The sequence below is a fragment of the Streptomyces sp. NPDC051776 genome (genome assembly GCF_040681345.1).
GTDB lineage: Bacteria > Actinomycetota > Actinomycetes > Streptomycetales > Streptomycetaceae > Streptomyces.
The window spans coordinates 41,257-55,359 of sequence record NZ_JBFAYQ010000043.1 but is presented as its reverse complement, the minus strand read 5'-3'; the positions used below and the strand labels follow the sequence as shown (position 1 = coordinate 55,359).

Sequence of the window (14,103 nt, the reverse complement as noted above, 5' to 3'; positions counted from 1 at the left end):
CAGGTAGGGCTCGATGAACTCCCATTCCACGTCCGTAAGTTGCACCTGCGTCATGCATGACGATCTACAGGAACCCGCCCCGCTGCGGGAGCGGATCCCGCAGATTGATCACAACTGGATACGCCCCCTAGTCTGGTGGCATGCACACGGGGACAGGGAAGGGAACGGGCTCCGGCGACGGCGGAGTCGCGGAAGCCGGTGACGACACCGTCTGGACGGGCCTGCCGGGGGGACTGCTGCGGATGCGCCGCATGCTCCTCGTGACGATCCTGCCGTTGCTCACCGTGGCCGCCGCGGCGGTGCTGTGGCCGCTCGCCGGGCCGGGCTGGGCCGCGCTCGCCGCGCTGCCGCTGCTGGCGCTGACCGGCTGGGGCTGGTGGTTGATCGAGCGCAACTGGCGTTCGTGGCGGTACGCGGAGCGCGCCGACGACCTCCTGATCAGTCGCGGAGTCCTGTGGCACGAGCTGACGGTCGTGCCCTACGGGCGGATGCAGCTCGTCGAGGTCACCTCGGGGCCGATCGAGCGGCACTTCGGGCTGGCGAGCGTCCAACTGCACACCGCGGCCGCTGCCAGCGACGCCCGGATTCCCGGGCTGCTGCCGGAGGAGGCGGCGCGGCTGCGTGAACGTCTAACGGAGCTCGGCCAGGCCCGATCGGCGGGACTGTGACGGCGCCGGGGCCCGGGCCGGAAGAACGAGGGCGGCCGAGGTCCGCGGAGCCGGTGTTCCCCGAGCCCGAGCCCGAGCCGCTGTCCGCACCGCCGGAGGCGGTGCCGGAACTCGCTGTCGCGGACATGCCCGAGGCTTCCTCCACCGGTCGGGACACGACCGGCGGGCACTGCACCGGCCGGGACACCACCGCCGGGGACTTCACCGCCGGGGACTTCAGCGGCCGGGACCTCACGGGCGCGGCCCCCGGCGCCGCCGTTCCAACGGACGCGGATGTCCCCGCGGACGTCGTGGAGCGGCGGTTGCATCCCGTGACCCCGCTGCGTCGCGCATGGGCGCCCATCGCCGTCGGCGCCGGTGTGATCGTCCATGACCTGGGCCAGGCGCAGAAGTGGTTCGCCGAACTGTCCGCGGGCGTCGTGCTGCTGGGCCTTGCCGTGCTCATACCAGCGGCGGGCGCGTACGGCTTTCTCTCCTGGTGGTTCACCCACTTCTCGGTCACGAGCACCGAACTGCGGATCCGCACCGGACTGGTCTTCCGCCGGACCGCGCACATCCGCCTCGACCGCCTCCAGGCCGTCGACGTCACCCAGCCCCTCTTCGCCCGCTTCCTCGGGGTCGCCAAGCTCAAGCTGGATGTCGTCGGTGCGAACGAAAAGGATGAACTGTCCTATCTCGCTGAGTGCGAGGCCCGTGCCCTGCGCGCGGAACTCCTGGCACGGGCGGCGGGCATCGCCCCCGAGTCCGCGCAGGAGGCGGGCGAGGCGCCGGTGCGGGAGTTGGCGCGCGTCGCGCCCAAGGACCTCGCCGTGTCCCTGCTGCTGATGGCGAGCGTCTGGAGCGCCCTGGTCATCGCCCTCGCCGCGCCGCCGCTGATGTGGATGCTGACCGGGAGCTTCTGGGCGTCCCTCGCGGTCGGGCTGCCGTTCCTCGGCGGCGTGTGGGCCGGCAGCGCGGGCCGCTTCGTCGCCGAGTACGACTGGAGGCTCGGTGAGTCCCCGGACGGTCTCCGCCTGGACCACGGGCTGCTCGACCGCGAGCACGAGACGGTGCCGCCGGGGCGCGTGCAGACCGTACGGATCGTTGAGCCGCTGCTGTGGCGGCGGCGCGGCTGGGTGCGGGTGGAGCTCGATGTGGCGGGGTCGAAGAACGACGTCCTGCTGCCGGTCGCCGAAGGGACCGTCGCCCAGGGGATCATCGGCCGTGTCCTGCCCGGCGTCGACCTGGGCGCGGTGACGGCGGCCCTTCAGGCGCCGCCGCGTCGAGCGCGCTGGTGCCTTCCTCTCTGGTGGCGCGGCCAGCTCTTCGCCGCGGACGGGCTCGTCTTCGCCGCCCGGCACGGACTGCTGGGACGGACACTGTCCCTCGTCCCGCACGCGAAGGTGCAGAGCGTGCGGCGGACGCAGGGGCCGTGGCAGCGGCGTATGGGTCTGGCGGACGTGCATGTGGACACGGGCGCGGGAAAGAGCGTGCAGGCGGGGTTGCGGGACGCGGCCGAGGCGAGCCGTATCGTCGCCGCCCAGGCGGACCGGTCCCGTACGGGCCGCCACGAGGCCCTCCCGGACCGCTGGCTCACGCGGGGCTGACGCCCCGCCGCGGGGCCCGCTCCCCGCTCGGACCGCCGCTCGCGGTGGCGCGGCCGGTCGGGGCGCGGCCCGCAGAGGCGAGTCCCGTCGCGTCGACAGCCGGTGCGGGGAGCCGCACCGGTTGAACGAGCCATGTGAAGCCGCCAAGCCCCGCGGGGTCGGTGAGCTCCGCCGCGTCCCCGGCCGCACTCAACGCCCGTACGTACGCGGCGGGATCGCTCGACGCGAGGGTCAGCGGTGGGCGCGAGCCCGTAACCCCCAGCGCCCGTAGCGCGTCGCGTTGCGGCAGCAGGAACGGGGCGGGGCCCTCTGCCTGTTCCGTCGCCGCGCCCTGATCAGTCCCCTCGGCCTGTTCGGTCCGCTCGGCCTGTTCCGTCGCCGCGGCCCTTCCCGTCTGCTGCGCAGGGCCCGGCCCCGCCTGCCCCCGGGCCGCCGACGCGCACGCGTCCAGGGCCACATGCGCCGTGATGTCGCACGAGCCGTCCGGGATCGGACGGACCTCCCGGCCCTCGCGGAATCCGGTCAGGGTGCCGAAGCGCGGACGGGTCTCGCGGGTGTGCGCGTAGTCGACGGCAACGGCCAGCCCTCGCGCCAGGGACCGTACGGCGTGGGCCCACGCCTCGTCCCGCGGGCGGCCGATCTCGGCGCGCAGCCCCGGCTCGCCGTGCCGCAGCGGCCACCACCGCTCCAGCCAGTCGGCGTCGGGGCCCGTGACGGCGCCGCCGGGCCGCTCCGAGCCGTCCGCGTCGACGAGGACCGTACGGGGTTCGCCGTCGGGGCCGTTCTCGACGACGTCGACCGGCACGTTGTCGAGCCACTCGTTGGCGAACACGAGGCCGGTGACGGATTCCGCTTCCGGGAAGTCCGGCAGCCAGTCGATGCGCGGATCGAGGTCCCCGGGCCGGGGCGCGCGCTCCACGGCGCACAGCCGCAGCCGCGCGGCCAGGTCCGGTGGCACCACCCGCAGTACGTCCGTCAGCAGCTCACCCCGCCCGGCACCCACGTCCACCAGTGCCAGCGCGCCGGGCCGCTCCAGGGCTCGGTCCAGCCGCCCCAGCAGTTCGGCGACAGCACCGGCGAAGAGCCGGGACGCGTGCACTGACGTGCGGAAATGCCCCGCCGGTCGCTCCCGTACGAAGAAGCCCCCCGACCCGTACAGCGCTTGCTCGGCCGCTTCGCGCCACCCCCGCCGGGGCACTGTGTCCTTACTCACGCCCCCACCGTACGGGCGGGCCGCCGAGGGCCGGCCACGGGCATCGTCCACCTTGCGGAGTACGTGTGCGGCGCCGGGATCGGCCCTCCGGTTGACCCCGGCACGTGCGTGACCTACCTACGCTGGGTGACGTGCAGCGCCTATACGACTTCCTCCGCCGGCACCCGACAGGGGTCGACACCTTCTGGGCCGTCATCCTGTTGGGGCCCGCCGGGCTGTGGGTCGTCCAGGAGCAGCGGCTGACGGCGCTGGTCGTCGTCGTGCTGCTGTGCACCGTTGTCGCGTTGCGCCGCAAGGCCCCCGGGCCGATGCTGCTGCTCGCCGCCGGGACGGGCGTCCTGCAGCTCATCACGGACACGCCGCCCAACCCGGGCAACTTCGCGATGCTCGTGATCATCTACACCAATGCCGCGAGCGGGCCCGTCTGGTCCTCCAGATTCGCCCTCGTCGGCGGTCTCGCGGCCTCTCCGATCGCGAACACCCGGTGGTCGGACGACTACGCGTCGGGGTTCGACACCATCGCGGCCACCGTCCTCATGACCGTCCCGTTCGCTCTGGCCTGGGTCCTCGGCGACTCCATCCGCACCCGCCGCGCGTACTACGCCCAGCTCGAGGAGCGGGCCGCCCGCCTGGAGAAGGAGCGCGAGGCGCAGTCCAAGATGGCCGTGGCCGCCGAGCGGGCGCGGATAGCCCGCGAACTGCACGACGTCGTCGCCCACAACGTCTCGGTGATGGTGGTGCAGGCCGACGGCGCCGCCTATGTCCTCGATGCCGCGCCCGAGCAGGCCAAGCAGGCCCTGGAGACGATCTCCGGCACGGGCCGCCAGGCGCTGGCCGAGATGCGCAGGCTCCTCGGTGTGCTGCGCACCGGTGAGCCGGGGGAGGCGGGCGACTATGTGCCGCAGCCCGATGTGGGGCAGCTCGACGACCTCATCGAACAGGTCCGGGGGGCCGGACTCCCCGTGCACTTCACGGTCGAGGGGAGTCCGCGCCCGCTGCCCAGCGGCGTCGAGCTGACCGCATACCGCATCGTGCAGGAGGCGCTCACCAACACCCGTAAGCACGGCGGCCCCGACGCGGGCGCGACCGTCCGGCTGACGTACGGCGACAGCGAGCTCGACCTGCTCGTCGAGGACGACGGGCGCGGCGCGCGGCACGAGCTGTACGAGGACGGCGGGGCGGACGGTCTCGGGCAGGGGCTCATCGGGATGCGCGAGCGGATCGGCATGGTCGGCGGGCGACTCGACGCGGGTCCGCGGCCGGGCGGCGGCTTCCGGATCAGTGCGGTGCTGCCGCTGAAACAGGCGGGCTGAGGGACGGCTGATGGAAGTGTCGAACGGACCGGGGGACGGCCGCAGGAACGGCCCGGGCAACAACTGAGGAACGGTCTGACGAACGGGCAACAACTGAGGAACGGTCTGACGAAGGGGATGGGCTGCTGAGGGCGGGGCGGCCGTCCACCCGTACCATCCAGCAGACCAGGGAAGGGAAAGTGCGCAGATGGCGATCCGCGTGATGCTCGTCGACGACCAGGTGCTGCTCCGCACCGGATTCCGCATGGTGCTGCAGGCCCAGCCCGACATGGAGATCGTGGCCGAGGCGGGGGACGGGGTGGAGGCCGTCGAGGCGCTGCGTTCGACGAAGGTCGACGTGGTCCTCATGGACGTCCGCATGCCGCGGATGGACGGGGTGGAGGCCACCCGACGCATCTGCTCGCCGGGAGGCGCCGGGGCGCAGGGGCTCGCGGGGGGCGATACGGCTTCCGGTGACGGTTCGGACTCTCCCCGGGTGCTGATCCTCACGACCTTCGACCTCGACGAGTACGCCTTCTCCGCCCTGAAGGCCGGTGCGAGCGGCTTCATGCTCAAGGACGTGCCACCGGGCGAACTGCTCACGGCGATCCGGGCGGTGCACAGCGGCGACGCGGTGGTCGCGCCGACCACGACCCGGCGTCTGCTGAACCGCTTCGCCCCGATGCTGCCGAGCAGCGCCGCCCAGCCCTCGGACTCCCAGCTCAAGCGGCTCACCGACCGCGAGCGCGAGGTGTTGCTGCTGGTCGCCCAGGGCATGTCGAACGGCGAGATCGCGGGCCGGCTCTTTCTGTCCGAGGCCACGGTCAAGACGCATGTGGGTCGCATCCTCACCAAGCTGGACCTGCGCGACCGCGTCCAAGCCGTGGTGCTGGCCTACGAGACGGGGCTGGTCCGGGCGGGTAGCGGTGGCGGACTCGGCGGGAGCGGTGGCGCGGAGGCGAAGTAGCCCCTCTGCCGCGCGTCCGGGGAGAGTGCGGACGGTATGACCGGACGGGCGCGAACGCTCGTACGGCGCACCACCTGCTGCTGCGCGCCGCGGCCCCTACTGCGGGTCCGTACTGGCCCCTGCGACCGGGGTTTTCGGCTCGGTTGTGCTCGAATTTGCCCCGGACGTCCGCGAGTTCGATCCTGGCACCTTCGACTTCGGGACAGTTCCTTTCGACTCCAGGCCGGTTGCCTTCGACTGCTCGGACTTCAGCCGCTCCACGAAGCCCGCGACCGCATCGGCGACATCCGCCTTCGTCCAGTCCAGACCCGGCGCCCCGACCGTCACCTCGGTCGTGGAGAGGCCGGGGCCCCTGGCATGCCAGCGACGGAACAACGTCGTCCGGGTCTCCTCCGCCAGCCGCACGCTCGCCTCGTCGAGTACCTCCGGCGGATACGGCAGCCACACCTGGAACTCGTGCGTGTGCGGCACCGCCGGGTGGATCCGGTGCCAGGGGACGCCGGACGCCGCCAAGGATTCCCCCAGCGCCTCGGCCACGACCTTGGCGTGCGCCACGTACTCAGGGAGCCGGGGCAGCTCACGGTCGAGGCCGACCAGCGCGGCGAGGACGCTGGGCCACTGCTGGAAGAGTTGTCCACCGTACCGGTGGCGCCATGCCCGGGCCTCGTCGATCAGCGTCCGCGGACCGGCCAAAGCGGCGCCGGAGACCCCGCCCAGGGACTTGTAGAAGGAGACGTAGACGCTGTCCGCGAGCGCGGCGATCTCCGGGAGCGTACGTCCGAAGTGAGGGGTGCACTCCCACAGGCGTGCGCCGTCGAAGTGCACCACTGCATCGCGTTCCCGCGCCGCCTCCACCACAGCGGTCAGCTCGTCCCACGACGGGAGGACGAAACCCGGCTCGCGCAGCGGCAGTTCCAGCATCAGCGCCCCGAACGGCTCATCCAGCTCCCGTACTTCCTCTGCTGTCGGCAGCCGCGGCTTCGTCGTCGGGTGGACCGTGCGCAGTCCGCTGAGCACGGAGAACGCGTCGCGCTCCCACATCTCCGGATGCGCCAGTGGATGGATCGCCACGGCCTGATCGCCGGTCCGCCCCGCCCAGCAGCGCAGGGCGACCTGCTGGGCCATGGTGCCGGTGGGGAAGAAGGCCGCGGCCTCCGTCCCGAGCAGCCCGGCGACCCTGCGCTCGAGCTCGCACACGATGCCGTCGCCGTAGGTGTCGACCCAGTCGTCGAGGTCGTACGCGCCCGGGGCGTGTGCGGTCAACGCGTCGAGCCGGTCGCGGATGGTCGCGTTGTTCGCGCCGCGCACGAGGCTGCGCAGCGCTCCGCGCCAGGCCGCGAGCCGACGGGCCCGCTGCGGGTCCTCCTGTGCGTCCATGGCTCCGTCCGTGCCTTCGTCCGTGGAGCCGTCGTCCGAGCCGGCCTCCCGGGCCGGCTGCACACCGCCCCCCGTACCGGCGCCGATGCCGCCCCCCGTGCCGGTGCCTGTGTCGTCGCCTGCGCCATCCGTCTGGGTCATGGGCCGATGATGGCCTACGTCCCGGGCACAGGGCGCGGTGTTTTCCGTGGGTGGGGACGGGGTGCAAGGCTCCTATGACGCGGTGGGCGCTCCCCTTCGGGCGGCCCGGCGGCAGTTGTCCACAGCCGGTGGACAGCCGGGCCGTGCCCCGAAGCACTCGCGTAGCATGGCGGGGATACGTCCGGTACCCGTGGCGGACTGGAACGGAAGGCCGTCCCGCGTGAACGCACCACATCACCCAGAACCCAAGGACCGCCCTGCGGACCGACCCGCCCGCCTCGACGTCGGTGTGGTCGGTGCCGGTCGTGTCGGGCCTGCTTTGGCCGCCGCGCTGCAGTTCGCCGGCCACCGCCCCGTGGCGGTCTCCGGCATCTCCGAGGCCTCTGTCCGGCGTGCGGCGGAGCTCCTCCCGGACGTGCCGGTCGTCACCCCCACCGCCGTGCTGGAGCGGTCGGAGCTCGTGCTGCTGACCGTGCCGGACGACGCTCTTCCGAGCCTTGTCGAAGGGCTCGCCGAGACCGGCGCCGTGCGCCCCGGGCAGCTCCTGGCGCACACCTCGGGCCGCTACGGAACAGCCGTCCTCGACCCGGCCACGCGCGCGGGCGGCCTGCCGCTCGCCCTCCACCCCGTGATGACCTTCACCGGCACGAGCGTCGACGTCCAGCGCCTGGCGGGCTGCTCGTTCGGGGTCACCGCGCCCGAGGAGCTGCGGCTCGCGGCGGAGGCGCTCGTCATCGAAATGGGCGGGGAGCCCGAGTGGATCGAGGAGCAGGCCCGCCCGCTCTACCACGCGGCGCTGGCGCTCGGCGCGAACCACCTGGTCACACTGGTCGCCCAGTCCATGGAGCTGCTGCGCGCCTCAGGGGTCGGCGCCCCGGATCGGATGCTCGGCCCGCTGCTCGGCGCGGCGCTGGACAACGCCCTGCGCTCCGGCGACGCAGCGCTGACCGGACCGGTCGCGCGCGGCGACGCGGGCACGGTCGCGGCCCATGTCACCGAACTGCGGGAGCACGCGCCACAGGCCGTCGCCGGCTATGTGGCGATGGCCCGCGCGACCGCGGACCGCGCGCTCGCCCACGGAATGCTGAAGCCCGAGCTGGCCGAGGACCTGCTGGGCGTCCTCGCGGACGGAGGAAACGCATGACGGTGCAGCTCGTGCCCGACGCCGACGGTCTACGGGCACTCGCGCGCGCGGGAGAGCGCGCCGTGGTGATGACGATGGGTGCCCTCCACGAGGGACACGCGGCGCTGATCCGCGCGGCCCGGGAGCGGGTCGGCCCGGAGGGGCAGGTCGTGGTCACCGTCTTCGTCAACCCGCTCCAGTTCGGGGCGGGCGAGGACCTCGACCGCTATCCGCGCACGCTCGACGCCGACCTCGCGGTGGCCGAGAAGGCCGGGGCCGACACCGTCTTCGCCCCGTCCGGTGACGAGGTCTACCCGGGCGGCGAGCCGGAGGTCCGGATCACCGCGGGAGCCATGGGCGACCGGCTCGAAGGCGCGTACCGCCCGGGGCACTTCGGCGGTGTCCTCACCGTCGTCGCCAAGCTGCTCCACCTCACGGATCCCGATGTGGCCTTCTACGGGCAGAAGGACGCCCAGCAGCTCGCGCTGATCACGCGCATGGCGCGCGATCTCGACTTCCCCGTCGAGATCGTGGGCGTGCCCACCGTCCGGGAGGACGACGGGCTCGCGCTCTCCAGCCGGAACCGCTACCTCACGGCGGAGGAGCGGCAGACCGCCCTCGCGCTGTCGCGGGCCCTGTTCGCCGGGCACCGGGCCGGTCTCGCCGCGGCGGGGGCGCAGGGCACGGAGGACGGGCCCGTCGCCGACCCGGGTGCCGTACGGGCCGCCGCGCAGCGGGTCCTGGACGAGGCCGTGGGTCTTGTGCCGCCGCTCGCCCCGGACTACCTGGCACTCGTCGACCCGGCCGACTTCACCGACGTGCCCGCGGACTTCACCGGTGAAGCCGTCCTCGCGGTCGCCGCCAGAGTCGGTACGACCCGCCTGATCGACAACATCCGTCTGCAGTTCGGAGCCGCCCGATGACGCAAGCGCTTCTTCGGCAGCGGGTTGCCCGGCTCCAGCGAACCGATCCGGTGGTACGCGTCGAGCAGCCGGGCCGGGGCCGCCGACATGGCCTGGCGGCGCTCGCCGTCCGGGCCGGCAGCGCGCCGCCGGCAGCTGGTGGCCAGCACTCCGGGGTGGTGGTCGCCGTGTCGGCGCTGCTGCACCGGGCGGCCCGCCCCGCGCCGGTAACGGCCGCTCGTTCGTCGCGCCGCCCGTGCACCACCCCAGGAATCGGCCTCGGCAACAGGAGCCCCAGATGACCGGCGCCCCCATAGCCGACGCGCAGCAGTCCCGTGCCGTGATGAATGGCGAGCGTCCTGACGCAGCGGACGCCGCCGCGGCCGGGGTTGCCGGGTCCCGTGCCGTGATGATTGGCGAGCGTCCTGACGCAGCGGACGCCGCCGCGGCCGGGGTTGCCGGGTCCCGTGCCGTGATGATTGGCGAGCGTCCTGACGCAGCGGACGCCGCCGCGGCCGGGGTTGCCGGGTCCCGTGCCGTGATGATTGGCGAGCGCCCCGATCCCACCGCCGCCACGCACGCCGCCGAGGCCGCGCCGCCCTCCGCCGTCACCGACGGCGGGCGCCCCGGGCCGTCCGCTCCCCAGCCGGGCACCCTCCGCGCCCCTGCCCCCGGCTGGGCCATCGAGGCGGATGTGGTCGTCGTCGGATCCGGCGTCGCGGGGCTCACCGCCGCCCTGCGCTGTGCCGCCGCCGGACGCAGGACCGTCGTGGTGACCAAGGCGCGCCTCGACGACGGCTCGACCCGCTGGGCGCAGGGCGGCATCGCCGCCGCGCTCGGCGAGGGCGACACCCCGGAGCAGCACCTCGACGACACGCTCGTCGCGGGCGCCGGGCTCTGCGACGAAAAGGCCGTACGCACCCTGGTCACCGAAGGCCCCGACGCCGTACGGCGGTTGATGTCCACCGGGGCCCGCTTCGACACTTCCGCCGAGACCGGTGCGATCGAGCTGACCCGCGAAGGCGGCCACCACCGCCGCCGTATCGCGCACGCGGGCGGCGACGCGACCGGTGCCGAGATCTCCCGCGCGCTCGTCGACGCCGTACGGGACGCGGGCATTGAGACCGTCGAGAACGCGCTCGTCCTGGACCTGCTCACCGACGCCGAGGGTCGTACCGCAGGTGTCACCCTCCATGTGATGGGCGAGGGGCAGCGCGACGGCGTCGGTGCCGTTCACGCCCCCGCGGTCGTCCTCGCCACCGGCGGTATGGGCCAGGTGTTCTCCGCGACCACCAACCCGGCCGTCTCCACCGGTGATGGCGTCGCGCTCGCGCTGCGCGCCGGAGCCGAGGTGAGCGACCTGGAGTTCGTGCAGTTCCACCCCACCGTCCTCTTCCTCGGCCGCGGCGCCGAGGGCCAGCAGCCGCTGGTCTCCGAGGCGGTGCGCGGCGAGGGCGCGCACCTCGTCGACGCCGACGGTGTGCGGTTCATGCTGGGGCAGCACGAGCTGGGCGAGCTGGCCCCGCGCGACATCGTCGCCAAGGCGATCATGCGGCGTATGCAGGAGCAGGGTGCCGAGCACATGTACCTGGACGCCCGCCACTTCGGCTCGGGGATGTGGGCCACCCGCTTCCCCACGATCCTCGCCGCCTGCCGCGCGCACGGCATCGACCCGGTGACCGAGCCGATCCCGGTCGCCCCCGCCGCGCACTATGCGTCGGGCGGCGTACGCACCGATCTCGCCGGCCGTACGACCGTGCCGGGCCTGTATGCGTGCGGCGAGGTCGCCTGCACCGGCGTCCACGGGGCGAACCGCCTGGCCTCCAACTCCCTTCTGGAAGGGCTGGTGTTCGCCGAGCGGATCGCCTCCGCCATCGCCGCCGAGCCGCCCGCGCGCCCGGTGCCCGTACCGCGCGCGCCCGCGCGTACCCCGCTCCTCGCGCCGGAGTCGCGCTTCGTGATCCAGCGCATCATGACCGCGGGAGCGGGCGTCCTGCGCAGCGACCGGAGCCTGAACGCCGCGGCCGTGGCGCTCCAGGCCCTGCACACGGAGGCCGTCGCCGAACTCGACCGGAACGGCAAGACCGCCGAGCCGTGCGTGGAGACCTGGGAGGCCACCAACCTCCTGCTCGTCTCACGCGTGCTGGTCGCCATGGCACGGGAGCGCGAGGAGACCCGCGGCTGCCACTGGCGCGAGGACCGTCCCGAGCGCGACGACGAGCACTGGCGCCGTCACCTCGTCGCCAGGCTCGCGCCGGAGTGCTCGCTCGCGCTGCGCCCTACGGCCACGGCAGAATTCCCGCCCGTACAGCGGTCCGCAACCTCCGTGAGCGGCGGCCGAACCACCCACCCTGAAGGGGGCACACGTGAACACGCCTGACCGTCCACAGCCTGTGGATCTCCCTCTGCTCCAGATCGGCGGTCCCGCCGCAGGCGCGGACGCGGGCGGTTGCGGCGACGGTTGCGGCTGCGCGGGCGGCGACGAGATGGGATTGCCCATGCCCGAGGCCGGCGGAGCGTACGGACTGGACCCGCTGCAGTGCGGCCTCGACCCCCACCTCGCCGAGCTTCTCGCGGACGCGGGCCTGGACCCCGTCCAGGTCGAGGACATCGCCCATCTGGCGATCGAGGAGGACCTCGACCACGGTGTGGACGTAACCACGGTCGCCACCATCCCCGAGAATGCCGTCGCCATCGGTGACTTCACCGCCCGCGAGGCCGGCGTCGTCGCAGGACTGCGCATCGCCGAGGCGGTCCTCTCCGTCGTCTGCACCGACGACATGGAGGTCGGGCGGCACGCCGAGGACGGCGACCGCGTCGAGCCCGGCCGGAAGCTGCTCTCCGTCCGCACCCGTACGCGCGACCTGCTGACCGCCGAGCGCAGCGCCCTCAACCTGATGTGCCGACTCTCGGGCATCGCCACCGCCACCCGCGCCTGGGCGGATGTCCTGGAGGGCACCGGCGCCGCGGTCCGTGACACCCGCAAGACGACTCCTGGGCTGCGCTCCCTGGAGAAGTACGCGGTGCGCTGCGGCGGCGGGGTCAACCACCGTATGTCGCTGTCCGACGCCGCGCTCATCAAGGACAACCACGTCGTCGCGGCGGGCGGTGTGGCGGCCGCCTTCAAGGCCGTACGGACCGAGTTCCCCGAGGTGCCCATCGAGGTCGAGGTGGACCGGCTGGACCAGATCGAGCCGGTGCTCGCCGAGGGCGCCGATCTCCTCCTCCTCGACAACTTCACCCCGGAGCAGACCCGCGAGGCCGTTGCCCTCGTCGCCGGCCGGGCCCGCCTGGAGTCCTCCGGCCGCCTCAGCCTGGCCAACGCCCGTGCGTACGCGGAGACGGGCGTCGACTATCTGGCGGTCGGCGCGCTCACCCACTCCTCGACGATCCTCGACATCGGCCTCGACCTCCGCGAGGGGCCGGGGGAGGAGTTGGGCTGATGCTGCTCACGATCGATGTCGGCAACACCCATACCGTCCTGGGCCTGTTCGACGGCGCGGACATCGTCGAGCACTGGCGGATCTCGACCGAGGCCCGCCGTACGGCCGACGAACTCGCCGTTCTCCTCCAGGGCTTGATGGGCATGCACCCCCTGCTCGGCGAGGACCTGGGCGACGGCATCGACGGCATCGCCATCTGCTCGACCGTCCCCTCCGTCCTGCACGAGCTGCGCGAGGTCACCCGCCGCTACTACGGCGACGTACCCGCCGTCCTCGTGGAGCCGGGCGTCAAGACGGGTGTCCCGATCCTCATGGACAACCCCAAGGAGGTCGGCGCCGACCGGATCATCAACGCCCTCGCGGCCGTCGAGCTCTACGGTGGTCCGTGCGTCGTCGTCGACTTCGGCACGGCCACCACGTTCGACGCGGTGTCGGCCCGCGGGGAGTACGTGGGCGGTGTGATCGCCCCCGGCATCGAGATCTCCGTGGACGCCCTCGGTGTGCGCGGCGCGCAGCTGCGCAAGATCGAACTGGCCCGTCCTCGCAGCGTGATCGGCAAGAACACCGTCGAGGCGATGCAGTCCGGCATCCTCTACGGCTTCGCGGGCCAGGTCGACGGCGTGGTGGAGCGCATGGCGCGCGAACTCGCCGACGACCCGGACGACGTGACCGTCATCGCCACCGGCGGCCTGGCCCCGATGGTGCTCGGCGAGTCCTCCGTCATCGACGAACACGAGCCCTGGCTCACGCTGATCGGCCTCCGCCTGGTCTACGACCGCAACGTCTCCCGGGGTTGATCCGGCCCGCTGTTCCGGTCTTCACCACGGGCAACCAAGGTCGCGCGGGAGCGCTCCACTTCCACTGCAAGAGCTGGTCGGACACCTCCGCGTACTGCCTGTTCGACACCCCGCTGGAGCCGGGCGCCGCGTACGGGTTCTCCCTGCCGTTCCGCTGCACGGGCTCCGACGAGTTGGTGCACTGGCACTCGGCTACCACGCCTGGGCCTTCGGCAGCGGCAACCCGTAGGAGTACGAGGATCCCGAGGACTTCGACCAGCAGGGCACCGGTGCGCCGTGACCCCGAAGACCGTCGAGCCCCCCGGCTCCGAGAAGTTCGACGGTGACACGGACACCGTCAGCTCGCAGAAAGCCGACTACCAGGCACAACGACTCGGCCGCGATCTGAACCCGGATCAGCGGCGGCGACGTCACCTCCGGCGGGTTCGCGGACTCCGGCGGTTCGTCGTCCGATGGCCCCGGCTCCTCGGGCGCCTCGGGGACGGACGGTGGTTCGGCGTCCGGAGGTCGCAGGCGAGCGGCTCCATGGCCGGTACGGGCGCCGGGGGGATCGGGCTCGCCGCGGGTGTCTCGGCGGACGGCCCGGCCGTGGAA

Annotated in this window: 11 protein-coding genes; 9 read left to right on the top strand and 2 right to left on the bottom strand. The window is 73.1% G+C overall.

All coding sequences use genetic code 11. The features are described 5' to 3' along the window. Window positions 1–140: 140 nt before the first annotated feature. Window positions 141–668: a PH domain-containing protein gene (locus tag AB0M26_RS25960; protein ID WP_365264421.1), complete on the top strand. Its 528-nt coding sequence runs from the start codon at window positions 141–143 to the stop codon at window positions 666–668. 53 nt (window positions 669–721) lie between these two features. Next, window positions 722–2,254 carry a PH domain-containing protein gene (locus tag AB0M26_RS25955; protein WP_365264419.1) on the top strand — a complete coding sequence of 511 codons (1,533 nt, stop codon included), beginning with the start codon at window positions 722–724 and terminating at the stop codon, window positions 2,252–2,254. On the opposite strand, the gene AB0M26_RS25950 is transcribed toward AB0M26_RS25955, so the two are convergent. Beyond that, window positions 2,241–3,467 carry an SAM-dependent methyltransferase gene (locus AB0M26_RS25950; protein ID WP_365264416.1) on the bottom strand — a complete coding sequence of 409 codons (1,227 nt, stop codon included), beginning with the start codon at window positions 3,465–3,467 and terminating at the stop codon, window positions 2,241–2,243. The two genes, AB0M26_RS25955 and AB0M26_RS25950, sit on opposite strands and share 14 nt — an antisense overlap. A 131-nt stretch (window positions 3,468–3,598) precedes the next feature. Here AB0M26_RS25950 and AB0M26_RS25945 point away from each other — a divergent pair, with 131 nt between their 5' ends. Both AB0M26_RS25945 and AB0M26_RS25940 read left to right on the top strand, forming a co-directional pair. Next, a complete protein-coding gene (locus tag AB0M26_RS25945; RefSeq protein ID WP_365264413.1) occupies window positions 3,599–4,780 on the top strand; it encodes a sensor histidine kinase in 1,182 nt (393 codons plus the stop codon). 187 nt (window positions 4,781–4,967) lie between these two features. Further along, the gene (locus AB0M26_RS25940) at window positions 4,968–5,726 is read left to right on the top strand and encodes a response regulator transcription factor (RefSeq protein WP_365264410.1); all 759 of its coding nucleotides are present in this window, start codon (window positions 4,968–4,970) and stop codon (window positions 5,724–5,726) included. A gap of 96 nt (window positions 5,727–5,822) precedes the next feature. On the opposite strand, the gene AB0M26_RS25935 is transcribed toward AB0M26_RS25940, so the two are convergent. Beyond that, complete coding sequence (locus tag AB0M26_RS25935) at window positions 5,823–7,103, bottom strand: beta-eliminating lyase-related protein (protein ID WP_365264430.1); 1,281 nt, start codon at window positions 7,101–7,103, stop codon at window positions 5,823–5,825. A 307-nt stretch (window positions 7,104–7,410) separates the two neighbouring features. Here AB0M26_RS25935 and AB0M26_RS25930 point away from each other — a divergent pair, with 307 nt between their 5' ends. The 5 genes from AB0M26_RS25930 to AB0M26_RS25910 all read left to right on the top strand — a co-directional run bounded on the left by AB0M26_RS25930 (window position 7,411) and on the right by AB0M26_RS25910 (window position 13,509). Continuing rightward, window positions 7,411–8,388, top strand: a complete 978-nt coding sequence (locus tag AB0M26_RS25930) for a DUF2520 domain-containing protein (protein WP_365264407.1) — start codon at window positions 7,411–7,413, stop codon at window positions 8,386–8,388. Next, window positions 8,385–9,290, top strand: coding sequence for a pantoate--beta-alanine ligase (gene panC, locus AB0M26_RS25925; RefSeq protein WP_365264404.1), 906 nt, complete (start codon window positions 8,385–8,387; stop codon window positions 9,288–9,290). The genes AB0M26_RS25930 and panC overlap by 4 nt, the downstream gene beginning before the upstream one ends. Before the next feature lie 277 nt (window positions 9,291–9,567). Then, window positions 9,568–11,649, top strand: a complete 2,082-nt coding sequence (locus AB0M26_RS25920) for an L-aspartate oxidase (RefSeq protein ID WP_365264403.1) — start codon at window positions 9,568–9,570, stop codon at window positions 11,647–11,649. Continuing rightward, on the top strand, window positions 11,636–12,712 hold the full coding sequence (gene nadC / locus AB0M26_RS25915) for a carboxylating nicotinate-nucleotide diphosphorylase (protein ID WP_365264401.1): 1,077 nt from the start codon (window positions 11,636–11,638) through the stop codon (window positions 12,710–12,712). Before AB0M26_RS25920 ends, nadC begins: the two co-directional genes overlap by 14 nt. Next, window positions 12,712–13,509 carry a type III pantothenate kinase gene (locus AB0M26_RS25910; protein ID WP_365264399.1) on the top strand — a complete coding sequence of 266 codons (798 nt, stop codon included), beginning with the start codon at window positions 12,712–12,714 and terminating at the stop codon, window positions 13,507–13,509. Before nadC ends, AB0M26_RS25910 begins: the two co-directional genes overlap by 1 nt. Window positions 13,510–14,103: the final 594 nt, after the last annotated feature.

Bases quoted from the DNA above. Each gene is read 5' to 3' on its own strand.
- AB0M26_RS25960 (WP_365264421.1), top strand. From the start codon at position 141: ATGCACACGGGGACAGGGAAGGGAACGGGCTCCGGCGACGGCGGAGTC.
- AB0M26_RS25930 (WP_365264407.1), top strand. From the start codon at position 7,411: ATGGCGGGGATACGTCCGGTACCCGTGGCGGACTGGAACGGAAGGCCG.
- AB0M26_RS25920 (WP_365264403.1), top strand. From the start codon at position 9,568: ATGACCGGCGCCCCCATAGCCGACGCGCAGCAGTCCCGTGCCGTGATG.
- panC (WP_365264404.1), top strand. From the start codon at position 8,385: ATGACGGTGCAGCTCGTGCCCGACGCCGACGGTCTACGGGCACTCGCG.
- AB0M26_RS25935 (WP_365264430.1), bottom strand. From the start codon at position 7,103: ATGGACGCACAGGAGGACCCGCAGCGGGCCCGTCGGCTCGCGGCCTGG.
- AB0M26_RS25940 (WP_365264410.1), top strand. From the start codon at position 4,968: ATGGCGATCCGCGTGATGCTCGTCGACGACCAGGTGCTGCTCCGCACC.
- AB0M26_RS25910 (WP_365264399.1), top strand. From the start codon at position 12,712: ATGCTGCTCACGATCGATGTCGGCAACACCCATACCGTCCTGGGCCTG.